Raw genomic sequence first — 21,386 nt, 5'->3', positions numbered from 1 at the left:
TCGTTCGAACATACGTTCGATAGAGAGTGAGCCTAACCCGACATCCGACGACACGCCAGCCCGGATCGGCCGTGGATTCAGTCTCCCGGCGTGTCGGCGAGGAACCGCTTGATGCCCTCGCCCATCACCGTCGCCTCGGTGTGGTGCAGGTAGTGGCCGCCGTCGAGTCGGACGAGTTCACCCCGCTCGACTCCGGCGAGCTGCTCCTCGTGGAGGGGCACCCAGTCGGAGAGTTCCGGGTCGTCGCCGACGACGAACATGAGGATCGGCAGGTCGGCTGGGAACGCTTGGGATCGGGCCGCCTGGAAGTTGCCGGGCGTGTGGGCGATCTCGTCGAGCAGCGTCGGCGACATCGCATTGCGGTTCGTCAGGATCGCGAGTTGGCGCTTGGTGGCATCGTCGTACGGGAGGCCCTCGTACGGGTCGGGCGCGATGGCGGTGAGGAGGCGGAGGATGCCGAGCGCCTTCAGCGTGTCGACGCCGTCGGTCGGCGTCGGCTCGTCGCTTCCGGGCTGGGTCGGGACGCTCGTGTCGATCCCGACGAACGCCGTCACCTCGGCGCGGAACCGCTCCAGATACTCGAGGGCGTAGATGCCGGCGATCGAGTGTCCGGCGAGGACGTACCGGTCGATGCCGAGCTGCTGCAGGGCGGCGTGCACCTCGCCGGCGATGTTGGCCGAGGTCCGGGGCACGTCCGTCTGCTCGCTGAGGCCGTAGCCGAACGGCTCGACGACCACCACGCGGTACTGGTCACGGAGCTCATCGACGAGCGGCTCGAAGTCGAGGCCGGGTGCCGCGGTGCCCTGCCCGGGCAGCAGGACGATCGTCTCAGCGCCGGAACCACTGATGACGACGTTCATGTCCTTGCCGTCGACGTCGACCAACTGCCCGTAGGGCTGCAGTTCGCCCGCTTCCGACGAACTCGCGACGGCGTTCACGATGCTCGTCGTCGCGAGGCCCGCCGCGACGAGGCCGGCGATCGTGGCGATCGAGATCAGTGGAACCTTCAGGAGCTTGCGCATCGTCACCCATCGTGAGGAGTCGGCGGCGGGCGGTCGCACCGCGCCGATTCCATACTCACGGAGCGAGCGCATCGCCACATCCGCCGCTGGGCGAAGACGTGCCCGACGTGGCTACGCAGTTGTGCGCAAGCGAAGCGAGGCTTCGAGTGCGACCGACGACGGAGCCGGCTGGAAGCGGTGGGCTTCCAGCCGGCTCGTGGTCGGTTCGCCTACTCGGCGGGCGGCGGGCTCTGCGGCTGCGTCGGCTGCTGCGGCTCCTGCGGAGGGCGGGACTCCTGCGGACGCTGCTGGTCCGGCTGCGGAGACGCAGGCGGAACCGGCGACGACGGAACCTGCGGCTGCGGAGGCCCCCACTGCTGCGGCGCGGGCTGTGCCGGAGCAGGCTGCCCGGGCGCGGAGCCCTGCCGGGACGGCGTGGGCCACTGCTGGCCCGGCTGCTGCGGGGCGAACTGCTGCGGGGCAGGCTGCTGCGGGGCAGGCTGCCCCTGGTAGCCCTGCCCGGGGTGCCCCTGCCCGTACTGGCCGGGGTTCGGCTGGCCGGGGTTCGGCTGGCCGCCATACGGCTGTTGCCCCTGGTACGGCTGCTGCGGGTACGGCTGCCCCTGGTACGGCTGCTGCGGTTGCTGTCCCGGGTAGCCCTGCTGGCCCTGGTATCCCTGCTGACCCGGGTAACCCTGCACCGGGTAGCCGGGTGCGGCCTGCTGGTACACCTCCGGACGGTACGGCTGCTGCCCGTAGGTCACCCGCTCGCCCTCCGGCTTCGGGGAGAACGCCCGGACGATCACGGGGATCACGGCGGAGATCGCCGCAGCGAGCGTCGTGGCCGCGGCGATGCGCCACCACCAGTCCGCCCAGGTGCCCTCGGGGAAGGCCATCGGCAGCACGAGCACGAGGACCGTGGCGATGATGAGCGCGATCGTCACGATGCCGGTGGCCCTGACCACGGTGGACGTGGCGCGGGTGACGAAGTGGAGGAAGTACACCTGGATGATGATGAGCGCGAGACGCACGATGATGAGGATGCCGAGGAACAGCATGATCTGCGTGGACCAGACGAACCCGTCGGAGGTGTTCGGCGGCTGGAGCCACCCGTTCCACAGCTTCAGGAGGCCGACGGTGACGAGGAAGATGTTCACCAACGTCGACACCGCGAGGTACCACTTGTTGGGTCCGTGGCCGGCTGCGGCGTCGAGCGACACGGCACCGACGAAGGCCGCGAGCAGCAGCAGCGTGAGCCAGACCCGCCCGGCGATGTCGGCCTGATCGCCGACGATGATGAAGTATCCGCCGATGATCGCCGCCGCGACGAGCGTTCCGATCGTCAAGGTCAGCGCGAGCACTGCCGACCGTGAGCGGCGCGGTGTGGTCTCGACCATTCGAAATCCCCAATCTGTCGTGAGTGCCAACAGTACCGGGGCACGATCCGAGCGGAAGGGAGCGGTCCCTACCGTGTGGAGTGCACCGGTCAGGGAACGCCTGTGATGCATGCTCGAGCAGGGGGTTCCACCCCACCCCCCGCTCCCCCCGATCCGCACTACTGTGGACTCCGTCCCTGCCGAGCCCGCGGCGGCGTGATCCCCGAGCCAAGGAGAAGCACATGTCGGTCGGCCTGCTCGCCGTTGTCGATGACATCCTCAGCGCAGCCCTCAAGGCGAGTGCGAAGACCGCCGGCGTCGTCATCGACGATGCGGCCGTCACCCCGCAGTACGTGCAGGGGCTCACCCCCGCGCGGGAACTGCCGGTCGTGTGGCGGATCGCCCGCGGCAGCCTCATCAACAAGTTCGTCATCATCATCCCGATCGCCCTGCTGCTCACGGCGTTCGCGCCCTGGGTGCTGCCGTTCCTCCTCATCATCGGAGGCACGTACCTCTGCTTCGAGGGTGCGGAGAAGGTCATGGAGTGGTTCGGCATGCACCACGCGGAGGCGGAGGAGGACGTCCGCGACGAGAAGAAGCTCGTCTCCGGGGCCGTCCGCACCGACCTCATCCTCAGCACGGAGATCATGCTCATCTCCCTCGCCAGCCTCGACTCGGGGCTCGGCATCTGGATGACACTGGGCGCCCTCCTGGTCATCGGCCTCGTCATGACGGCGGTCGTCTACGGCGCGGTCGCCCTGCTCGTGAAGATCGACGACATCGGACTCCGGCTCATGAAGAACCCGTCACGCGGCGTCCGCCGCACCGGTGCACGAATCGTCGCGTCGATGCCCGCGGTCTTCCGCGTCATCAGCGTCGTCGGCACGGTCGCGATGCTCTGGGTCGGCGGCCACCTCGTGATCGCGAACCTCGCCGAGACGTTCTGGCACGTCCCGTACGACCTCCTGCACGTCGTCACCCACGCGATCGAGGCCGCCGGACCGGTCGTCGTCTGGATCGCCGACACCGCGATGTCCGCCGTGTTCGGACTCGTCCTCGGTCTGATCGTCGTCGCGATCGTGACCGGGATCTCGCGCCTGCGGTCACGGAACCAGCCCGCGAAAGCTACTCACTAGCGGAGGCAGCCGCGCTGCCGAGCGTCAGCGGAGCGGGCGGGCGTAGCAGAGCGACATCGGGATGACCTCGTACGGCGAGTAGATCGGGATGGGTTCGTAGCCGAGCCACTCGTAGAGCCGCACGGCCTCGGGCTGGCGGTCGCCGGTCTGCAGGATGAGGCGGGACGCCCCCTCGGCACGGGCGGTGTCCTCGACGGCGGTGATCAGGCGCTTCGAGACACCCCGGCCGCGGTGAGCCGGGAGGGTGACGACGCGCTTGAGCTCCCATTCGCCGTGCAGTCGGCGCAGGGCGGCGTGGCCGACCGGCTCGCCGTCGATGAGGGCCAGGAAGGTCGCACTGATGTCGGCAGGATCGACGGTGAACGCGGTCAGCGCTCGCTCGGCGGCCTCGGGGTCCCAGTCCTCCCAGGCCGACGCGTACCGGGCGTCCATCTCCTCGTCCATCGCGGCGCGGAGCCGCACGGCCCGCTCGTCGTCCCAGGCGACTCGCTCGATGACGACGGGGTTCAGCTCGGGCATGCGGGTTCCTTCGGGACGGGCTGCTGCGGCGCGATCGGCACGTCGACGCCGTCTGCCAGTGTCCCACGACGAAGACCCGTCAGAGCGCTTCACCTCCAGCCTGATGAGGACTCCTGCCCAGCCTGCGCTGCTACCGTGGCGAGCCCCAGGAACCCGTCAACCGCGGAGGCACCGTGCTCACCATCCCAGGCGCCGTCGTCGGCCCCGCGCTCCGACTGATCCGCGCGAACCGCGCCTTCGTGAGTGAGGCCGGCGCGCGTCGCCGGATCCGAGAGCGCACCCTCCGGCCGGCGTCCTACGGTCCACCCAGCACCCTCCGCAGCGACGTCCGGGTCGACGTCGAACGTTTCGCAGACTGGCCGGTGTACACCGTGTCCCCCACGCGACGACCGGCGATCGGCGGGGTCGTGTACGCGCACGGCGGCGGCTGGGTCGGCGAGATCGCACCGCAGCACTGGACGCTGGCGGCCACCATCGCCGCGGAGACCGGCGCCGTGGTCACACTCCCGATCTACCCGCTCGTGCCCTACGGCACCGCGGCGGTGGCGCAGAACGGCGTCGTCGAGCTGGTGCGGCGCAGCATCGAGCGGCACGGGCCGACCGTCCTCGCGGGCGACTCGGCCGGCGGTCAGATCGCCCTGTCGGCTGCGCTCCGACTCCGGGACGAGGGCGTCGTCCTGCCGATGACCACCCTGCTGTCACCGGCGCTCGACCTCACCTGGAGCAACCCGCGGATCCCCCTCGTGCAGCCGAGCGACCCCTGGCTGGCGACGCCCGGTGGGCGCGTGTTCGCGGAGCACTGGCGCGGCGATCTGGACATCACCGATCCGACCGTGAGCCCCCTCTTCGGCGACTTCGCCGGGCTCGGACCACTCACGCTCTTGAGCGGGACCCGCGACGTCCTCAACCCCGACGCAGAGCTGCTCGTCGACCGAGCCGAAGCGGCCGGCGTCACCGTCGACTACCACGAGGGCACCGGACAGTTCCACGTCTGGGCACTACTGCCGACCCGCGCCGGAGAGGCCGCCACGCAGACGATCGTCCGCAGCGTCACGCGCGGGCTGCGCTGAGTCGCGCGAAACGGCTCGAGATCGCGGCGGAATCGGACATCTTCGGGCGACTCAGCGCCGGATCGAGACCGAGCTACGCGGTCCGGCGCTTGCGGACCTCACGCAGGACCATCTGCTCCGGGCACACGGTGGACAGAAAGTCGCCCACCGACAGCGCGAGGCGCTCACCGACGAGTGAGTAGAGGATGCGGTTCGCATCGCGGCGCTCGGAGACGAGGCCGGCCTGGCGCAGGACGCTCAGGTGCCGCGAGATGGTCGGACCGGTGGCGTCGAAGCGTGCGGCGATCTCCCCCGCGGCGAGCTCGCCGTCTTTGAGGTCCTGCAGGATCTGCCGCCGCGTCGGATGAGCGAGCGCGGCGAAGATGTCCGACGCTGTATCTGCCATGTTTGCAATCTAGCACAATTGCGATATACAGTTTCGCTATATTGCTAACAAGCGAAGGAGACAGCATGCGAGTGGCCATCACCGGTGGGACCGGGTTCGTCGGACGACACCTGGCCGAGCGACTGCAGCACGACGGGCACGAGATCGTCGTCGTCTCCCGACGCACCGGCGTGGAGATCGACGACGTCGAGGCGCTGACCGCCGCGTTCGCCGACTGCGACGCGGTCGCGCACTGCGCCGGGATCAACCGGGAGCTCGGCGAGCAGACCTTCCAGCGCGTGCACGTCGACGGCACCCGGGCGGTCGTGGACGCGGCCCGCCGCGCCGGCGTCGGTCGCATCGTGCTGGTGAGCTTCCTCCGCGCGCGCCCCGACCGCGGCTCCGGGTACCACGAGACGAAGTGGGCGGCCGAGGAGATCGTGCGGGGCTCGGGCATCGCGCACACCGTCCTCAAGTTCGGCATGATCTACGGCGCAGGCGACCACATGGTCGATCACGTCACCAAGGCCGTCCGCACCTTCCCGGTGTTCGCGACCGTCGGCTACCGCGAGCGCCGCGTGCGTCCGGTGCCGGTCGCGGACGCCGTCGACGTCCTCGTCGCAGCACTCGAGGGCCGGGTGTCGGAGCCGACCGTCGCGGTCATGGGCGCCGAGGAGCTCGAGCTGGGTGCGGCCGTGCGCCGGATCGCGCACGTGGCCGGACGCCGCCCGCTGTACGTCCCGGTCCCCGTGTGGACGATCCGCCTGCTCGCGCGCGCGACGGAACGCCTCATGAAGACGCCGTTGGTGGCGAAGGCGCAGGCGCAGATGCTGGCGGAAGGAGTGAGCGAGGCGGCCCCAGCGGCACCGGAACTCCCCGCGGACCTCCGTCCCTCACGCCGCTTCGACGAGTCCCGGATCCGTGCCGCGCTCCCCGTCGGCCGCTTCACGCTCCACGACCTCCGCCTGCCGCGCTCGTCCCGCTGAGTCGCCCGAAACTGCTCGAAATTCGGGCTGAAACGCACAGATTCGGGCAACTCAGGGCGTCGAGGGCGGGACCGGCCCCGTCGACTCCCGCGCGATGAGCGTCGTCGCGAGCTCGAGGTGATGGGAGAACGGCCGCTCGCCGGCATGCAGGCGGAGGACGGTGTCGACCGCCGCCCGGCCGATGTCGTGCATCGAGGTGTGGACGGTCGTCAGGAGCGGAACGGTCAGCATCGCCGAGTACGTGTCGTCGTAGCCGACCACGCTCACGTCCTCCGGCACGCGGAGACCGGCCTGGACGACCGTGCGGATGACGGCGAAGGCGTCGGCGTCGTTGGTCGCGAACACGGCGGTCGGCGGGTCGTCGAGTGCGAGCATGCGCTCGACCGCCCGCGCCGAGGTGCCCATCCCCTCCTCCGAGACGAGCCCTGGGTCGAGCGTGACACCGGCCGACAAGAGCGCCTCTCGATAGCCGATCGCCCGCGCATGGAGGCCGGGATTCGCCGGATGTCCGCCCACGAAGGCGATCCGCCGATGCCCGAGGCCGACGAGGTGCTCGACCGCCTGCTGCCCGCCGGCGGCGTGGCTCGAGCCGATACTCGCGACCGAGCGGTCGAGCGGATCCGGCGAGTCGACCGCGACGAGCGCAATGCCCGCGTCGAGGCAGGCATCGACGACGTCGGCTGCGATGGGCGTCGTGACGACGATCATGCCGATCGCACCTCGCGCCGCGACGCCGTCGACGAAGCTGCGGTCGAGCGCCACCTCGTCTCCGGTCGCATCCGTGGACCCGAAGCCGGAACCGGCCGACAGCACCCGCGTCACGAGATCGACGTCCGACCGCTGTGCCGCGGCGACCATGCCGTCGAGGACACGGAGGGAGTAGACGCTGTGCAGGGTGTCGAACACGACGTGGATGGTTCGCGGAGCACCGGGGATCGACCGGGGTGTCGGGCGGTACCCGAGCTCACGCACGGCCGTCTCGACCCGGGCACGGGTCGCCTCGGACATGCCCGAACGACCGTTGATCACCTTCGAGACGGTCGCGATCGAGACACCGGCGCGCTCTGCGATCGACGCCAGCGTCGGACCCGTCATGGGTGTGCGTGCCATGGAGCCTCTCCCTCGTCCCGCAGCGGGCAGCCGTCCGTCGCGCCCAGCCTAGCGAAACAGTTTCGAATCGACGCGTTGACGACGCCTGGCCGCTCAGCCTACCTTCGGGGTCAGGGCGCACGACGCCGAAAGACTTTCGTCATCCCGATCTGCACTGGAGCACGTCATGACCACCATCCCGTTCACCGGCGACTGGATCGTCCGCGCACCCCGAGGCCCGTTCGCCGCCGTCCAGGGCGGTGCCGACGACTCGCTGGCCGTGACCCTCCCGCACGACGCCCTGCGCGATACCGAGCGCTCGCCGGACGCAGTCGCGAAGGGCGGGGCCGCCTACTTCCCGGCCGGCGCGTTCAGCCAGGTGAAGACCTTCGAGGTCCCCGCCGAGTGGTCCGGTCGCATCGTCCGGCTCGAGATCCAGGGCGCGTTCCGTCACGCGATGGTGTACCTCAACGACGAGTTCGCCGGCAATCGTGCCGACGGCTTCGCGCGCTTCTTCGTCGAGCTCACCCCGTTCCTCCGTTTCGGCGAGACGAACACGCTGCGCATCGAGACCCGCGCAGGGCAGGACTCCCGCTGGTACGCCGGAGCCGGCCTGCACCGCCCGGTCCTCCTGCACGTCGACGAGCCCACGCACGTCGAACCCGACGGTGTCCGCATCACGACGATCCGGATCGAGGACGACCAGGCGGTGCTCGAAGTGGCGACGACCATCGTCAACCGGGGTCTCACCAGGAGCGCGCGCGTCCTCGCGACGGAACTCGCCGGCCCAGACGGGAGGGTGGTCGAGGGCGAGCGCACGCCGGTCACCGTCGCGCCAGGCGGTAGCGCGCTCATCCGCCAGCGCCTGTACGTGCCGGACGCAGCCCTGTGGAGCGTCGACTCGCCGGCACTGTACTCGGCGAGGACCTCGCTCGAGGTCGACGACCGACCCGCCGACGAGGCGGCCGTCGTCCACACGGTCCACGGCATCCGCACGGTCACCGTCGACCCTCGGAAGGGTCTCCGCATCAACGGCGAGCCGGTGCTCCTCCGCGGCGCCTGTGTCCACAGCGACAACGGTCCGCTCGGTGCAGCGTCGATCGCGCGCGCCGAGGAACGGCGTATCCAGCTCCTCAAGGACGCCGGCTTCAACGCGATCCGCGCGGCCCACAATCCGGCGTCGCCCGCCATGCTCGACGCCTGCGACCGCATCGGCATGCTCGTCATGGACGAGGCCTTCGACATGTGGGGCCGGGGCAAGACGGACCACGACTACTCCCTCGACTTCGCGCAGTGGTGGCGGGCCGATCTGGAGTCGATGGTGGCGAAGGACATGAACCATCCGAGCGTGATCATGTACTCGATCGGCAACGAGATCGTCGAGGTCGGCACCCCGCACGGTGCGATCCAGGCGCGGGAACTCGCCGAGCACGTGCGCGCGTTGGATCCGACACGACTCGTGACGAACGGCGTGAACGCGACCCTGGCCGTGCTCGACGATCTGGACGACATCATGGCGTCGGACCAGGGGTTGAACGAGCTGATGGGCGAAGCGGGCGCGAACATGATGAGCCTCATCGGATCCTCCGACGCCGTCACGACGCGCACCGAGGAGTCCAGTGCAGCCCTCGACGTCCTCGGTCTCAATTACGCGGACGGCCGCTACGCGAGCGATGCCGAGCGGTTCCCGCACCGCGTGATCGTCGGCTCGGAGACCTTCCCGACGCAGATCGGCGACCTCTGGCCGCTCGTCGAGGCGAACCCGAACGTGATCGGCGACTTCACCTGGACCGGCTGGGACTACCTCGGCGAGGTCGGCATCGGTGCGACCTCCTACGCTGAGGACCCGGAGGCGAACGGCGCACTCGAGCGCGAGTTCCCCTACCTCACCGCGTGGTGCGGCGACTTCGACATCACCGGCTGGCGGCGGCCGGTGTCGTACTACCGGGAGATCGTCTTCGGTCTGCGGTCCGAGCCGGCCATCGCGGTGCTCCGACCGGAACGGCACGGGCAGACGATCACGATGCAGTCGCCGTGGGCGTGGAGCGACTCGGTCGACTCGTGGACGTGGCCCGGTTTCGAGGGCGCGCCGGTGACGGTCGAGGTCGCCGCCGACGCCGACGAGGTGGCCCTACTGCTCGACGGTGTGGAGGTGGCGCGTGGGCCGGTGGGTGGACGCCGGCCGAAGCTCGCCGAGTTCGAGACCGTCTACCGGCCGGGCACGCTCGAGGCGGTCGCGTTCCGCTCGGGCGCGGAGGTCGGACGCACCGCGCTCGTCTCCGCCACCGGCCCGACCAGGCTCGTGGCGACCGCCGACCGGACGACGCTCCGCGCCGACGACACCGATCTCGCCTTCATCGCGATCGAGCTGCGGGACGCGGCCGGCGTCCTGGTCACCGGCGCCGACCGCGAGGTCTCGGTCAGCGTCGCGGGCGAGGGTCGGCTCGCGGCCTTCGGAACCGGCACCCCGAAGACGACCGAGCGCTTCGACGCGACCACGCGCACCACCTTCGACGGACGGGCGCTGGCGATCGTCCGGCCGAGCGGGCCCGGTGCCATCACGGTGACGGTGAGCGGTGCCGGCCTCCACGACGTCGTCGTGGATCTGGAGGCAGCGGCTCGCTGAGTCGCCCGATTCTGCACGGACATCGCCGTATTCCGTGCAGAACGGGGCGACTCAACGCCCCGTGGATCTGAGCAGCAGCGAGGCGAGTTCGTAGCGCGCCCGGCCGACCGGCTCACGAGGGTCGTACCCCAGGAGCCGGGTGAAGTGCTCGTGCTTGCCCTGCAACGTCGAGTGGTGCATGCCGAGCTCCTGCGCTGCTGACCGCACACTGTCGCCTCGCACCAGCGCGTCGAGTACCCGCACGGCACGATCGTCGAGTGCGGCGAGCGCCGAGACGTCCGGCACCCCAGCGGCGGTGGCGGCCAACTCCCGGACCGCGTCAGCGAGGATACCGAGGTCCGCGATGTCGACGACCCGGTGGGAGGCGTCCGTCATGCTGATGGCCAACTGCGCGTCCGCCCACGATCGCACCAGCTGGGTCGCGACGCCCGGGCGTCCGATCCCGGCGACGCCGTCGACAGTAGACGGTCCCGGCACCGAGTCGGGACCGCTGATGATCGTCGCCCGCAGCACGCCACCGGTGCCGACCGTGAGGGCCGACGGACCGCCCTGCGGGTGCACCGACGGTGACGTCGCGATCACCCGCAGGGCGGAGCCGGAGAGGGACAGTCGTTCGGCGGCCTGCGATCGTTCCGACTCGGAACGGTCGGCATCGAGCAGGATCTGCACCGACGAGTCCGCCTGCGGGTGACGCCGCGACCGCAGTAGGGCCACGGCGAGCGCGAACCGTTCGAGCACGATCGCGTCGTTGGCGTGGGCGACTCCGACGCGTTCCAACCAGACGGACCCGTCACCGGCGACCGTGCGCGTCGGCCAGTCCGCGGATTCGACGGGCAGCCGGTGGCCGGCAGGATCGACGCGGACGGCAGCCTCCGGGGTACGCGCTCCTGCTGGCACCCCGGCCAGAACGGCTGCTCCGCGGGTGAGCGCTTCGGTGTTCACCCCGCCCGCGACGAGCGCGTCGAAGTAGGCGATGACCTTCAGACCTTCACTCGCCTCGGGATCCAAGGCGGTGAGGCGGCCGACGAGTTCCTGCATGGCGTCACTCCGATGTGCCTGTGACGACCCAGCATAGGGAACCGGGCCGTCACAGGCGATGACCTCAGGGCGCGAGCAGGCGAGCGACCCAGGCGTTCCGGGCGGCGGTCATGGCCCGGGCGAGTTCGGCGTGCGGCGCGAGCATGTCGAATCCGTGGAACCCACCCGGCCACACGTGGAGCTCGGCTTGGACGCCGGCCTGCCAGAGCGACGTCGCGTAGGCGACGTCCTCGTCACGGAAGACCTCTGCACTGCCGCAGTCGATGAAAGCGGGTGGCAGGCCGGTCAGATCGGTTGCGCGTGCCGGGGCGGCATAGATGGAGACGTCGTCGCCTCCGACACGGTCGCCGAGCAGTGCGGTCCAGCCGGTGATGTTGCTGCCCCGGTCCCAGACGCCGACCCCGTCGATCTGCGTGGTCGAGACGGTGGCGTCGCGATCGTCGAGCATCGGGTAGATGAGGACCTGGCCGGCGAGCTCCGGACCGCTCCGATCGCGGGCCAGGAGCGCGACACCAGCGGCGAGCCCTCCACCGGCGCTCGCTCCCGCGATGATGAACCGAGCCGGATCGATGCCGAGTTCCTGCGCGTGCTCCGCCGTCCAGACGAGTGCGGCGTAGCAGTCCTCCACCGGGTACGGGTCGGGGAACTCCGGTGCGAGTCGGTACTCGACGGTGACGACCGTGGCGTCGAGTTCGACGATCCACGGCAGGAACTGGGCGAGCCCCACGAAGCGGTCGCCCATGATCATCCCGCCGCCGTGGGTGTGGAACACTCCGGGGCCGGTGCCGATCTTGCCGGCTCGCGCGAGCACGGAGACGGAGATCTCGGCACCCTCGTACCCGGCGATGCTCAGATCGCGGCGCTCGACCCCGGCTTCGGCGAGCATCTCGTCCACGGGGAGCGAGACCGGCGACGCCTGGCGCAGCATCGGGATCATGTCGGCGGTGAGGGTCGAGGGCATCAGATCGCCGACGGCGGCGAGGACCGCGGCGAGCTCGGGATCGAAGGGCGGGTGGTTCGCGGTCGCGGTCATGATGAACTCCAATGTCCACAGCGGATGACGGTATCCCCAGTCTGCTGCTCGCGACGGCCCGACTCACCCGCCGAACGTGCCCGTCTTCCCGGCATCGCACCGCCATCTGGCGGGCTCCGGACGCGCTGAGTCGCCCGATTCTGCACGATCTCAGCCTGATTCGTGCAGATTCGGGCGAACGAACGCGCCTAGTGCGGGTCGAGGCGGTTGAGCATCGCGACCGTCTGGTCGTACTCGCCGCGGACCTCGGCGTAGCGCAGGAACTTGACGTTCTCGACCTGGATCTCCGTGGCGTCGGGCTGCGACTCGATGAGGCCCATGACCTCGTCGGCGAACGCGTCGAGTGGCATCGCGAAGTCGCTCTCCTCCTGGCCGGGCATGAGCGAAGTGCGGACGGCCGGCGGGACGAGCTCGACGACACGGACGCCCGTGTCCGCCAGCTGGAGGCGGATCGACTCGCTCAGCATGTGGATGGCCGCCTTGCTCGCGTTGTAGGTCGGCGTCACCCGCAGCGGGGTGAAAGCGAGGCCCGAGGAGACGGTCATGATCGTCGCGTCCGGTCGGCTGCGGAGCTGCTCGATGAACGCGCCGATGAGCCGGATGGGCCCGAGGACGTTCGTCGTGATGATCTCCTCGGCGGTCGCGACGAAGTCGGAACCAGTCCAGTCCTCGCCGCGCATGACGCCGGCCATCGTGATCAGCACGTTCATCTCCGGGTGCTCCGCGATGACCTGCTTCGCCGCGGCCTCGATGCTCGCAGGATCGGCTGTGTCGATCCGCACGGTGTGGAGGCCGGGCTCGTCGGCGGCGATCGACTCGAGGAGTTCGGTGCGTCGCCCGCCGATGATGACGGTGTTGCCGGCTGCGTGGAGGCGTCGTGCGAGAGCGAGGCCGATGCCGCTCGTCGCGCCGGGGATGAAGACGGTGTTTCCGGTGATCTGCATGCATCGAGTCTCCGTCGGTGACGACGGCCGCACCAGGGTGCGGCGATCCATGGATCCGCGATCCCTGGATCGCCTGGCCGCGGAGGCGGATACTGGCGGGATGGATCGCCCAGCGCTCGCCGACTTCCTCCTCCGACACCGATCGACGTTGCAGCCCGCGGACGTCGGCCTGAGCAGCGGACCTCGGCGACGGACGGCCGGGCTCCGACGCGAGGAGGTCGCGCAGCTCGCAGCGATGTCGACCGACTACTACGCGCGGCTCGAGCAGCAGCGGGCTCCGCAGCCGAGCACGCAGATGCTGGGTTCACTCGCGCGGGCGCTCCGGCTGAGCGCCGAGGAACGCGACTACCTGTATCGGATCGCCGGACACAACGCGCCGACCCGCCTCGCAGCGACCGACTACGTCGCGCCGGCGCTTCTGCGCGTCCTCGACCGGCTCACCGACGCACCCGCGCTCATCCTGTCGGCGCTCGGCGAGACGCTCGTCCAGAACGACCCGGCCCGGGCGCTGTTCGGCGATGCGAACCGGTACCGGGGCCTGGAACGCAGCGCGATCTACCGCTGGTTCCTGCACCCGGAGGAACGCGAGCGATACCCCGCCGAGGACCGGGACCGGCAGAGTCGAGCGCAGGTCGCGTCGCTGCGTGCGGCCTACGGCTCGTTGGGGGCGCAGTCGCCGGCCGGCGAGATCGTCGAGGCGCTCACCGCGCACAGTGAGGACTTCCGGCGACTGTGGGCGACGCACGAGGTCGGGCGGCGGTTCGAGGACCACAAGGTGCTCATCCACCCCGAGATCGGCCCCATCGAGCTGGACTGTCAGGCCCTGTTCACCGAGGACCAGTCGCAGGCACTCCTCGTCCTCACGGCCGCGCCGCACACCGAGGCCGCAAGCAAGCTCAAACTCCTCGCCGTCCTCGGTACCCAGACCTTCGAGGGTGCGCTGTAGCGGAAGCGCCGGCCGAGCGGTTCAGGCCGTCTTGGAGGACGAGCGGAGGACGCTCCGAGAAGGCCGTCCGAATCTCCGCTGGAAATCCGCTTCCATCTCAGCAACAAGGGCTCGCTCTTCATCGCTGATCGGGTCGGCCTTCCCTGCAGCGATCCGCTCGGAAAGAACGCTCTTCATGCGATCGTCTTCTGCCACGGGAACCTCCTTCTGACGGAACTCCTATTGTCCATCGCTCCCTCCCCGGTGTCCACGGCCCCTCCCGAGACGGCGTGGGTGACGGCGAGGATCATCTCGTACTCGGTTGCGGTCGCTTCCGTACGGAGCGGCTCGAGTGCTCGAATGCCGATCAGCCTGTCCACCCGATGATCCGACCGTGCCAGCGTCAGCGCCCATTCCGCTCTGTGCCACCACTGCTCGCGTTCGGCAGCCTTTCGAGTCACACGAGCCTGACGATCTGCCGCGAGGAACGCGATCCAGGCGGCGACGACGGCGAGGACACCAGCGATTCCACCTGCCATCGGCGGCCCGGACAAGACGGTTCGCCAGAACCCACCGTCGACGATGAATGGCGGGAACAGGCGTCCGACAATCGAGCCGATCAGACATCCCACTCCGGTGAATACGACACCGACCTGCCATGCGCTCAGCGCTGCGCTGCGCTGCCGAGCGGCTCTCGCGACGCCACCTCGTTCAGTGAACACAATCCGCACCCCCGGATATAGCGTTCCAGACGACCTGAACCGGGTCCATCTCGTGGGGAGCTGTTCGCAAAATGCTCCGGCCCAGTGATCCTGTGGAGCGCTGTCGTCAGGCAGTTGCAGCGATCTTCCGGCGACGCCGGACAGCCCCGCCGATCGCGACGCCGACGACCCCGACGATCACCGGGACGACGAGCCCGAGAACGACGATCGCGAGGAGTGCCAGGACGAAGCTCGGCATCAGCCCGCCGCCGATCAGGTCGACCACCAGCAGCGGGATGAACGCGAGCAGGACGAGCCAGGCGAGCCCCGGCTGGCGCGACACCGCGAGGATGCCGACCGCGAGCCAGACACCCGCACCCCACAGCAGGAGGCCGAGGGTGAAGCGCCAGGAGTCGTACGCCTGGTACGGCAGGAGTTGCGGACCGGGTGCGGCCAGATCCGGGTTGCCGATCACGACCAGCGAGGCGACCACGAGGCCGAGGGCGGCGAGTACGAGGGCAAAGACACCGAAGACACGCACGGCTACCTCCTAGGGTCACGAATTCGATCAGATGTGGCCCAGCCAACCACACCGAGGGGAGATGTCCCCATTCCCTGCCCGTCGCGCACCGCGTACGTTCGAGGGATGAGCGACGACGGACGCACCGAGACCGGCGGACAATCACCCGCACCGGAGCAGGACAAGCTGCTGATCGAGTGGTTGGAGATCATGCAACCACGCCTCGCGCGATTCGAGGACTTCCTCACACCGCGCGAGGTCGTCACCGACTTCACGCGGGACTCGCTCGTCTCCCTCGAGCAGCTCATCCTCGACCGTTGGCCGGACCGCCACGTCTTCGCGCAGGAGCAGGACACCGATTTCACCGACGGCGCCACGCGATACATCGGCGAGACCTACCTGCGGATCGGCGGCGGCGGGTGGTTCGTGAACCACGATCCGAGTTTCCTCTACTCGGGTCGGCTCTGCATCCTGCTCGACGTCGAGATGCCCGTCCCGATCTCGCCACTCAACCTGATCACCACGATGCTGAGCCGACGCACCGGTAACGTCCTCACGAGGATCTGGGACGGGCAGACGAGGAAGATCGCCGAGCTGCGGGCGGCCAACCCGGGCTGGGAGCCGAAACGCGAGCCGTTCCCCGGCGCGATTCCGATGTCACGCTCGAGCTCGTCACTCACTCCGTCCGCCCGCTGAGCGAGCGCTCACGGACTCGACGGGATCACCGTCGCCGTCGCGCCGTCGACCAGGAGGGCCTGATCGTCGCGGAGCGGGACCAGCGGGTAGTCGTCGGCGTACTGCTCCAGCGTCCGACTGATGAGCTCCGGTGGGTACGGCGGCAACTGGCCGTCGGCGTGCGGGATCACCGTTCGGTCGACCAGCGCCAGCCCGGCGAAGCCGGTGAGTGTCGGGCCGTCTGCAGGGTCGTCCAGGAGTGAGGCGGGGGTGACGTCCGGTCCGGCGATGATCGACCCAGCACTGGAACCGATGTACGGCAGGCCCGCCTGCACGTGCCTGGTGATCACCGTGTCGTTCCCGGAGCTCCGCAACGCCTCGAGCAGGGCGAAGGTGCTCCCGCTTGCGACGTAGACCGCGTCGAGGTCCGCCAGCGCGCGGTCGAGGTCTGCAGGCGCGGTCTCGCGCACGGTGATCCGGACGACCTCGTGTCCGAGGGCCTCCACCGACTCACGTTCGGCATGGACGAACGGCGCCTCGGCGAGCGCCACCTGTGCGTCGTCGACGTACCCGAGTCGCAGCCGACGACCCGCCACATCGATCGACTCGGCAAGGAAGGGCACCATGGCACCCGGTTGACGGGAGAGCAGGAGGATCTTCACGGAGACACCGTACGAGACGCCCCTGACATGATCGGCACGACGAGACGCACCTGGAGCAGCACCGGACCTGCGCGATACCCTGAGGGCAGTGAACCGTTCTTTCGCTCTGTGACCCAGAGGCCCTTCAGCGACACCCGTTCGCTCCTCCCACGAGGGGCGGTGATTTCGTGCGCCCGGAACGGGAGCTCCCTGCGGAGTTCCCCTGCACCCCGGCCCCCACTCGAAACCACTCCGGAAAGAACACCCACGCATGACGTCCATCGACGCTTCCTCGACCCCCTCCGACGACCGCTCGGCTCTTCGCGCGAACTGCGCTGACTGCTTCGCGCTCTGCTGCACCGCGTTCGGGTTCCAACGATCAACCGACTTCCCAATCGACAAACCGGCAGGCACGCCCTGCCTCAATCTGGCGGACGACTTCTCCTGCACCATCCACGAATCCCTGCGTCCGAGAGGGTTCCGCGGGTGCACCGTCTTCGACTGCTTCGGCGCTGGCCAGCTCGTCTCGCAGGAGCTCTTCAGCGGTACGAGCTGGCGCGACCGCCCCGACACGAGCCCCGAGATGTTCGCCACGTTCTCCGTCGTCCGACAGCTGCAGGAGATGCGCTGGTACCTCGTCGAAGCCGCCGAGCGGATGGCCTCGCCGGATATCGCCGACCACGCCCACCGCCTCGACAGCAGCATCCAGGGGATCATCGGCGGCGGCACCGCCGTCATCCTCGACTGCGACATCGCTTCCCTTCGCGACGAGGTCCGACACGTGCTCGTCGAGGCCAGCGAGGAGGCACGTGGCGGCTACCTCGCGACCGCCGAAGCCGAGCAGCACGACGGCCTCCACCCCTCCGCCGACCTGGCGGGCCGCGATCTGCGAGCACGCCGACTGTGCGGGGCCGACCTCCGCGGTGCGACCCTCATCGCCGCGGACCTCCGCGGCGTCGACCTGTCCGGGGTCGACCTGCTGGGCGCGGACCTTCGAGGCGCGCGCCTCGACGGAGCCGACCTCTCGGACACCCTGTTCCTCACCCAGATGCAGCTCAACGCGGCTCTCGGCGACGAGTCGACGCTCCTGCCGCCCTCCGTCGATCGGCCGGGACACTGGCGCGGGTGACCGACGCCGTCGCGCGCGGGACGTCGTGGGCAGTTGTGGGGCAGGAACGCGCACGCCATCATGAGGGATGCTCTCCGATCAGCGCGCCTCCGTCTCGACGCCGCTCCTGTCCATCGACTACGAGACGGCCGGTGACCCTTTGGGGCCTGCGGTCGTCCTGATGCACGGGTTCCCGTACGACGTCCGCGCGTACGACGAGGTCGCCGAGATCGTGGGAGCAGCCGGCGCAAGGGTGGTCGTCCCGTACCTCCGCGGCTTCGGGCGGACACGGTTCCTCGCCGACGACACCAACCGGTCGGGCCAGCAGGCCGCGCTCGGCCGGGACCTCATCGACCTGCTCGACGCCCTGGACATCGACCAGGCGGTGGTCGCCGGCTACGACTGGGGCGGACGGGCGGCCTGCATCGCCGCCGCCCTGTTCCCCGATCGCGTGCGCGGGCTGGTGACCGTCGACGGCTACAACATCCAGGACATCGCGCACTCCGCCACCCCTGCACCACCCGACTGGGAGAAGACCTACTGGTACCAGTACTACTTCCACTCGGAGCGCGGCCGGATCGGCCTCACCGAGAACCGCGAGGCGCTTTGCGGGCTGCTCTGGCGCGACTGGTCGCCGACCTGGGCCGACGCCGCGACCGCCTTCACCGCATCGGCACCCTCCCTGCACAACCCCGACTTCGTCGACGTCGTCATCCACTCGTACCGGCATCGCTTCGGCCTCGAAGCGGGCGACCCTCGGTACGACGACCTCGAGCGGCGCATCGCTGAGAGCCCGGAGATCACCGTGCCGACCGTGGTCATCGAGAGCGGCGCGGACGGGGTCGCCGGCGGGAACCCGGCGGACGACCGCCAGTACTTCACCGGACCGTACACGCACCTCGTGCTCCCGGGCATCGGGCACAACGTCCCGCAGGAGGACCCCGGGACGTTCGCGCGGGCGGTGCTCTCCCTGCTCGACAACGAGCGCGGCTGATCTGCTGATCGGGATGGGGAGTTGTCCCCGTAGGCCCGCCGCGTCGGTTCCGGGTAGCGTCGAAGGCATGATCCGCACGCCTCGCGCCCTCGCCCTGACCGCTCTCGTCTCCGCGACCCTCGGGATCGCCCTCACCGGATGCTCCGCCGGCGCCCAGCAGGCACCCGACGACGCCCTGGCGATCGGCACGGGCGTGGCCGTCGAGGTCGGGACCGGCGTCGAGATGTCGTTCGCCATCGACGACGTCCGCGAGGGGAAGCTGAGCGACCTCGCCGAGATGGGTCTGCAGTCGACATCCTCCGACGAGGGCAAGACGCCGTACTTCGTCACATACTCGGTGACGCTCACCGACGGCGACATCGCGGACGCGGACCGCTCGGCCCTGCCCGTCCCGAAGACCGACGAGTGGAAGCTCACCGGCACGGGCACGTACCAGCCCATCCAGGTGATCGGCCAGTTCGACTGCACGCCGGACGGCAACGCGACCGCCGGAGTCGCACCCGACGCTCCCCTGGTCGCCTGCCAGGCGTTCCTCGGCGACGCGGACGCACTCCCGACCGCCATCGAGGTGAAGGACCTCGGCACCTGGGCGACGAAGGACTGAGCTCCCGCGACTCGAGCTGCACCTGCACCGGCGAACGGTCTTCCACCGTGCGCCGGTGCAGGGTAGTGTCTGCCGTGCGATAAGCGAACAGCGTGTTCCATTATCGAATTCTTGACGATGAAGTGAGGAATCGATGCAGTTCCACCACCACGGCTATGTCTCCGGTGATCCGCGCGTCCTGCCTGCAGCGGGCGTCGGGGTCGATCGACCCGAGGACCTCCCGGAGGAGATGGACGTCCTCATCGTCGGCAGCGGCCCGGCCGGCATGATCGCCGCCGCCCAGCTGTCCCGGTTCCCGACGATCACCACGCGGATCGTGGAGCGCCGACCGGGACGCCTCGCGATCGGCCAGGCGGACGGTATCCAGGCGCGCAGCGTCGAGACCTTCGACGCCTTCGGCTTCGCCGAGCGCATCACCGCCGAGGCATACCGGATCACCGAGATGGCGTTCTGGAAGCCCGACCTCGACGACCCGAGACGCATCGTCCGCGGCGCACGCCCGCTCGACGACACGACGGGCGTCAGCGAGTACCCGCACCTCATCGTGAACCAGGCTCGCGTGCTCGACTACTTCGCCGAGTACATGGCGAACGCCCCGACCCGGATGCGCCCCGACTACGGGTGGGCGTTCCAGGGACTCGAGATCGACGACGACGCGGAGTACCCGGTCGCGGTCACGCTGCTGGACACGAGCGATGAGTCCTCCGGCGAGACCAGGACTGTCCGCGCGAAGTACGTCATCGGGGCCGACGGCGCCCGGAGTGCCGTCCGCCAGGCGATCGGCTGCACCTTGGCCGGCAACCAGGCGAACCACGCGTGGGGCGTCATGGACGCCCTCGCGGTCACCGACTTCCCAGACATCCGCACGAAGTGCGCCATCCAGTCGGGTTCCGGCGGCAGCATCCTGCTCATCCCCCGCGAGGGCGGGCACCTGTTCCGCATGTACGTCGATCTCGGCGAGGTGCCGTCGGGCGGCAGCGAGGCCGTGCGGTCGACCTCGATCGAGCAGATCATCGACCACGCGAACACCATCCTGAGCCCCTACCGGCTCGACGTGAAGCACGTCGCCTGGCACAGCGTCTACGAGGTCGGCCATCGCCTGACGGACCGCTTCGACGACGTCCCGCTCGACGAACTCGGCACGCGCACGCCGCGCGTCTTCATCACCGGTGACGCCTGCCACACCCACAGCGCGAAGGCCGGCCAGGGAATGAACGTGTCGATGCAGGACGGGTTCAACCTCGCGTGGAAGCTCGGACATGTGCTCGAGGGCCGCAGCCCGGAGAGTCTGCTCGCGACCTACTCGGCCGAGCGGCAGGTGGTCGCGCAGGACCTCATCGACTTCGACCGGGAGTGGTCGACGCTCATGGCGAAGCGACCGGAGGAGTTCGCCGACCCGTCCGAGCTCGCCGACTTCTACGTGCGCACCGCGGAGTTCCCGGCCGGCTTCATGACCGAGTACAGCCCGTCGGCGATCGTCGGCGAGGCGACCCACCAGCACCTCGCGAGTGGCTTCCCGATCGGCAAGCGGTTCAAGTCCGCCCTCACCTCGCGCGTCGCGGACGCCAACCACATCCATCTCGGACACCACGCCACGGCCGACGGGCGCTGGCGGATCTACGTCTTCGCGGATGCCGCTTCGCCAGCGTCTGGCCGATCGGCGGAGCTCGCCGCCTGGCTGCAGGACGACCCGGAGTCACCGCTCCGCGCGGTGCCTGACGGCGTGCGGGCCGACGACTGGTTCGACGTGAAGATCGTCTACCAGCAGCGCCACACCGACATCGACCTCGGCACCGTTCCGCCGGTGTTCCTGCCGCGCGTCGGCCCGTTCGACCTCATCGACTACGAGAAGGTCTACGCCCGCCATCCCGACGTCGACATCTTCGCCGACCGCGGCATCGACCGAGCGGGTGCCGTCGTCGTCGTGCGGCCGGACCAGTACGTCGCCCACGTACTCCCGCTCACGGCCACCGCGGAGCTCGCGGCGTTCTTCGACGGCGCGATGGGACGACAAGCGACGACCGCGAACGCCTGAT

General features: G+C 69.6%; 21 protein-coding genes. 10 read left to right on the top strand and 11 right to left on the bottom strand.

The features are described 5' to 3' along the window. Nucleotides 1–77: 77 nt before the first annotated feature. On the bottom strand, nucleotides 78–1,022 hold the full coding sequence (locus ACLIME_RS15725; RefSeq protein ID WP_411557499.1) for an alpha/beta fold hydrolase: 945 nt from the start codon (nucleotides 1,020–1,022) through the stop codon (nucleotides 78–80). Nucleotides 1,023–1,231: 209 nt separating this feature from the next. Continuing rightward, complete coding sequence (locus ACLIME_RS15720; protein WP_411557498.1) at nucleotides 1,232–2,398, bottom strand: hypothetical protein; 1,167 nt, start codon at nucleotides 2,396–2,398, stop codon at nucleotides 1,232–1,234. 221 nt (nucleotides 2,399–2,619) lie between these two features. Between ACLIME_RS15720 and ACLIME_RS15715 the strand changes: the two genes are divergently transcribed. Continuing rightward, nucleotides 2,620–3,513 carry a DUF808 domain-containing protein gene (locus ACLIME_RS15715; RefSeq protein WP_411557497.1) on the top strand — a complete coding sequence of 298 codons (894 nt, stop codon included), beginning with the start codon at nucleotides 2,620–2,622 and terminating at the stop codon, nucleotides 3,511–3,513. Between the two features lie 24 nt (nucleotides 3,514–3,537). Here the strand turns inward: ACLIME_RS15715 and ACLIME_RS15710 are convergent, their stop codons facing one another. Beyond that, nucleotides 3,538–4,032: a GNAT family N-acetyltransferase gene (locus ACLIME_RS15710; RefSeq protein WP_079704598.1), complete on the bottom strand. Its 495-nt coding sequence runs from the start codon at nucleotides 4,030–4,032 to the stop codon at nucleotides 3,538–3,540. A gap of 173 nt (nucleotides 4,033–4,205) precedes the next feature. Between ACLIME_RS15710 and ACLIME_RS15705 the strand changes: the two genes are divergently transcribed. Then, nucleotides 4,206–5,102 (top strand): alpha/beta hydrolase fold domain-containing protein, encoded by an 897-nt coding sequence (locus ACLIME_RS15705; protein ID WP_411557496.1) that lies wholly within the window; start codon nucleotides 4,206–4,208, stop codon nucleotides 5,100–5,102. 73 nt (nucleotides 5,103–5,175) lie between these two features. On the opposite strand, the gene ACLIME_RS15700 is transcribed toward ACLIME_RS15705, so the two are convergent. Then, nucleotides 5,176–5,487 (bottom strand): metalloregulator ArsR/SmtB family transcription factor, encoded by a 312-nt coding sequence (locus ACLIME_RS15700; protein ID WP_064295846.1) that lies wholly within the window; start codon nucleotides 5,485–5,487, stop codon nucleotides 5,176–5,178. Nucleotides 5,488–5,552: 65 nt separating this feature from the next. Here ACLIME_RS15700 and ACLIME_RS15695 point away from each other — a divergent pair, with 65 nt between their 5' ends. Further along, nucleotides 5,553–6,452 (top strand): NAD-dependent epimerase/dehydratase family protein, encoded by a 900-nt coding sequence (locus ACLIME_RS15695; protein ID WP_411557495.1) that lies wholly within the window; start codon nucleotides 5,553–5,555, stop codon nucleotides 6,450–6,452. Between the two features lie 51 nt (nucleotides 6,453–6,503). Here the strand turns inward: ACLIME_RS15695 and ACLIME_RS15690 are convergent, their stop codons facing one another. After that, on the bottom strand, nucleotides 6,504–7,562 hold the full coding sequence (locus ACLIME_RS15690) for a LacI family DNA-binding transcriptional regulator (protein ID WP_411557494.1): 1,059 nt from the start codon (nucleotides 7,560–7,562) through the stop codon (nucleotides 6,504–6,506). A 166-nt stretch (nucleotides 7,563–7,728) separates the two neighbouring features. Here ACLIME_RS15690 and ACLIME_RS15685 point away from each other — a divergent pair, with 166 nt between their 5' ends. After that, nucleotides 7,729–10,167 carry a glycoside hydrolase family 2 TIM barrel-domain containing protein gene (locus ACLIME_RS15685; protein ID WP_411557493.1) on the top strand — a complete coding sequence of 813 codons (2,439 nt, stop codon included), beginning with the start codon at nucleotides 7,729–7,731 and terminating at the stop codon, nucleotides 10,165–10,167. 51 nt (nucleotides 10,168–10,218) lie between these two features. Here the strand turns inward: ACLIME_RS15685 and ACLIME_RS15680 are convergent, their stop codons facing one another. The 3 genes from ACLIME_RS15680 to ACLIME_RS15670 form a co-directional block, all read right to left on the bottom strand. Continuing rightward, nucleotides 10,219–11,205: a hypothetical protein gene (locus ACLIME_RS15680; RefSeq protein WP_411557492.1), complete on the bottom strand. Its 987-nt coding sequence runs from the start codon at nucleotides 11,203–11,205 to the stop codon at nucleotides 10,219–10,221. Nucleotides 11,206–11,269: 64 nt separating this feature from the next. Next, complete coding sequence (locus tag ACLIME_RS15675) at nucleotides 11,270–12,238, bottom strand: alpha/beta hydrolase (RefSeq protein WP_124768177.1); 969 nt, start codon at nucleotides 12,236–12,238, stop codon at nucleotides 11,270–11,272. A 188-nt stretch (nucleotides 12,239–12,426) separates the two neighbouring features. After that, nucleotides 12,427–13,182, bottom strand: coding sequence for an SDR family oxidoreductase (locus tag ACLIME_RS15670; protein WP_159876953.1), 756 nt, complete (start codon nucleotides 13,180–13,182; stop codon nucleotides 12,427–12,429). A 100-nt stretch (nucleotides 13,183–13,282) separates the two neighbouring features. Between ACLIME_RS15670 and ACLIME_RS15665 the strand changes: the two genes are divergently transcribed. Then, nucleotides 13,283–14,128 carry a helix-turn-helix transcriptional regulator gene (locus ACLIME_RS15665; RefSeq protein ID WP_411557491.1) on the top strand — a complete coding sequence of 282 codons (846 nt, stop codon included), beginning with the start codon at nucleotides 13,283–13,285 and terminating at the stop codon, nucleotides 14,126–14,128. Between the two features lie 173 nt (nucleotides 14,129–14,301). Here the strand turns inward: ACLIME_RS15665 and ACLIME_RS15660 are convergent, their stop codons facing one another. After that, nucleotides 14,302–14,829 carry a hypothetical protein gene (locus tag ACLIME_RS15660; protein WP_411557490.1) on the bottom strand — a complete coding sequence of 176 codons (528 nt, stop codon included), beginning with the start codon at nucleotides 14,827–14,829 and terminating at the stop codon, nucleotides 14,302–14,304. A gap of 106 nt (nucleotides 14,830–14,935) precedes the next feature. Beyond that, nucleotides 14,936–15,349 carry a hypothetical protein gene (locus ACLIME_RS15655; RefSeq protein WP_411557489.1) on the bottom strand — a complete coding sequence of 138 codons (414 nt, stop codon included), beginning with the start codon at nucleotides 15,347–15,349 and terminating at the stop codon, nucleotides 14,936–14,938. A 105-nt stretch (nucleotides 15,350–15,454) separates the two neighbouring features. On the opposite strand from ACLIME_RS15655, the gene ACLIME_RS15650 reads away from it, so the two are divergent. Continuing rightward, nucleotides 15,455–16,024, top strand: a complete 570-nt coding sequence (locus tag ACLIME_RS15650; protein ID WP_411557488.1) for a hypothetical protein — start codon at nucleotides 15,455–15,457, stop codon at nucleotides 16,022–16,024. An 8-nt stretch (nucleotides 16,025–16,032) separates the two neighbouring features. Here ACLIME_RS15650 and ACLIME_RS15645 read toward each other — a convergent pair whose 3' ends face one another. Then, nucleotides 16,033–16,665, bottom strand: a complete 633-nt coding sequence (locus ACLIME_RS15645; protein ID WP_411557487.1) for a Type 1 glutamine amidotransferase-like domain-containing protein — start codon at nucleotides 16,663–16,665, stop codon at nucleotides 16,033–16,035. A 250-nt stretch (nucleotides 16,666–16,915) separates the two neighbouring features. On the opposite strand from ACLIME_RS15645, the gene ACLIME_RS15640 reads away from it, so the two are divergent. The 4 genes from ACLIME_RS15640 (at nucleotide 16,916) to ACLIME_RS15625 (ending at nucleotide 21,385) form a co-directional block, all read left to right on the top strand. Next, nucleotides 16,916–17,773 (top strand): pentapeptide repeat-containing protein, encoded by an 858-nt coding sequence (locus tag ACLIME_RS15640; protein ID WP_411557486.1) that lies wholly within the window; start codon nucleotides 16,916–16,918, stop codon nucleotides 17,771–17,773. Between the two features lie 67 nt (nucleotides 17,774–17,840). Next, nucleotides 17,841–18,746, top strand: a complete 906-nt coding sequence (locus tag ACLIME_RS15635; protein ID WP_411557485.1) for an alpha/beta fold hydrolase — start codon at nucleotides 17,841–17,843, stop codon at nucleotides 18,744–18,746. Between the two features lie 67 nt (nucleotides 18,747–18,813). Then, a complete protein-coding gene (locus ACLIME_RS15630) occupies nucleotides 18,814–19,350 on the top strand; it encodes a hypothetical protein (protein WP_411557484.1) in 537 nt (178 codons plus the stop codon). A gap of 133 nt (nucleotides 19,351–19,483) precedes the next feature. Beyond that, nucleotides 19,484–21,385 carry an FAD-binding monooxygenase gene (locus ACLIME_RS15625; RefSeq protein WP_411557483.1) on the top strand — a complete coding sequence of 634 codons (1,902 nt, stop codon included), beginning with the start codon at nucleotides 19,484–19,486 and terminating at the stop codon, nucleotides 21,383–21,385. The last annotated feature ends 1 nt before the right edge of the window (nucleotide 21,386 follow it).

Source organism: Plantibacter sp. MPB07 (assembly GCF_046619465.1).
GTDB lineage: Bacteria > Actinomycetota > Actinomycetes > Actinomycetales > Microbacteriaceae > Plantibacter > Plantibacter auratus.
This window is presented reverse-complemented; position numbering and strand designations above follow the sequence as displayed.

Coding starts and splice junctions, on each gene's coding strand:
- ACLIME_RS15725 (WP_411557499.1), bottom strand. CDS start 1,022: ATGCGCAAGCTCCTGAAGGTTCCACTGATCTCGATCGCCACGATCGCC.
- ACLIME_RS15720 (WP_411557498.1), bottom strand. CDS start 2,398: ATGGTCGAGACCACACCGCGCCGCTCACGGTCGGCAGTGCTCGCGCTG.
- ACLIME_RS15715 (WP_411557497.1), top strand. CDS start 2,620: ATGTCGGTCGGCCTGCTCGCCGTTGTCGATGACATCCTCAGCGCAGCC.
- ACLIME_RS15710 (WP_079704598.1), bottom strand. CDS start 4,032: ATGCCCGAGCTGAACCCCGTCGTCATCGAGCGAGTCGCCTGGGACGAC.
- ACLIME_RS15700 (WP_064295846.1), bottom strand. CDS start 5,487: ATGGCAGATACAGCGTCGGACATCTTCGCCGCGCTCGCTCATCCGACG.
- ACLIME_RS15695 (WP_411557495.1), top strand. CDS start 5,553: ATGCGAGTGGCCATCACCGGTGGGACCGGGTTCGTCGGACGACACCTG.
- ACLIME_RS15690 (WP_411557494.1), bottom strand. CDS start 7,562: ATGGCACGCACACCCATGACGGGTCCGACGCTGGCGTCGATCGCAGAG.
- ACLIME_RS15685 (WP_411557493.1), top strand. CDS start 7,729: ATGACCACCATCCCGTTCACCGGCGACTGGATCGTCCGCGCACCCCGA.
- ACLIME_RS15680 (WP_411557492.1), bottom strand. CDS start 11,205: ATGCAGGAACTCGTCGGCCGCCTCACCGCCTTGGATCCCGAGGCGAGT.
- ACLIME_RS15675 (WP_124768177.1), bottom strand. CDS start 12,238: ATGACCGCGACCGCGAACCACCCGCCCTTCGATCCCGAGCTCGCCGCG.
- ACLIME_RS15670 (WP_159876953.1), bottom strand. CDS start 13,182: ATGCAGATCACCGGAAACACCGTCTTCATCCCCGGCGCGACGAGCGGC.
- ACLIME_RS15665 (WP_411557491.1), top strand. CDS start 13,283: ATGGATCGCCCAGCGCTCGCCGACTTCCTCCTCCGACACCGATCGACG.
- ACLIME_RS15650 (WP_411557488.1), top strand. CDS start 15,455: ATGAGCGACGACGGACGCACCGAGACCGGCGGACAATCACCCGCACCG.
- ACLIME_RS15640 (WP_411557486.1), top strand. CDS start 16,916: ATGACGTCCATCGACGCTTCCTCGACCCCCTCCGACGACCGCTCGGCT.
- ACLIME_RS15635 (WP_411557485.1), top strand. CDS start 17,841: ATGCTCTCCGATCAGCGCGCCTCCGTCTCGACGCCGCTCCTGTCCATC.
- ACLIME_RS15630 (WP_411557484.1), top strand. CDS start 18,814: ATGATCCGCACGCCTCGCGCCCTCGCCCTGACCGCTCTCGTCTCCGCG.
- ACLIME_RS15625 (WP_411557483.1), top strand. CDS start 19,484: ATGCAGTTCCACCACCACGGCTATGTCTCCGGTGATCCGCGCGTCCTG.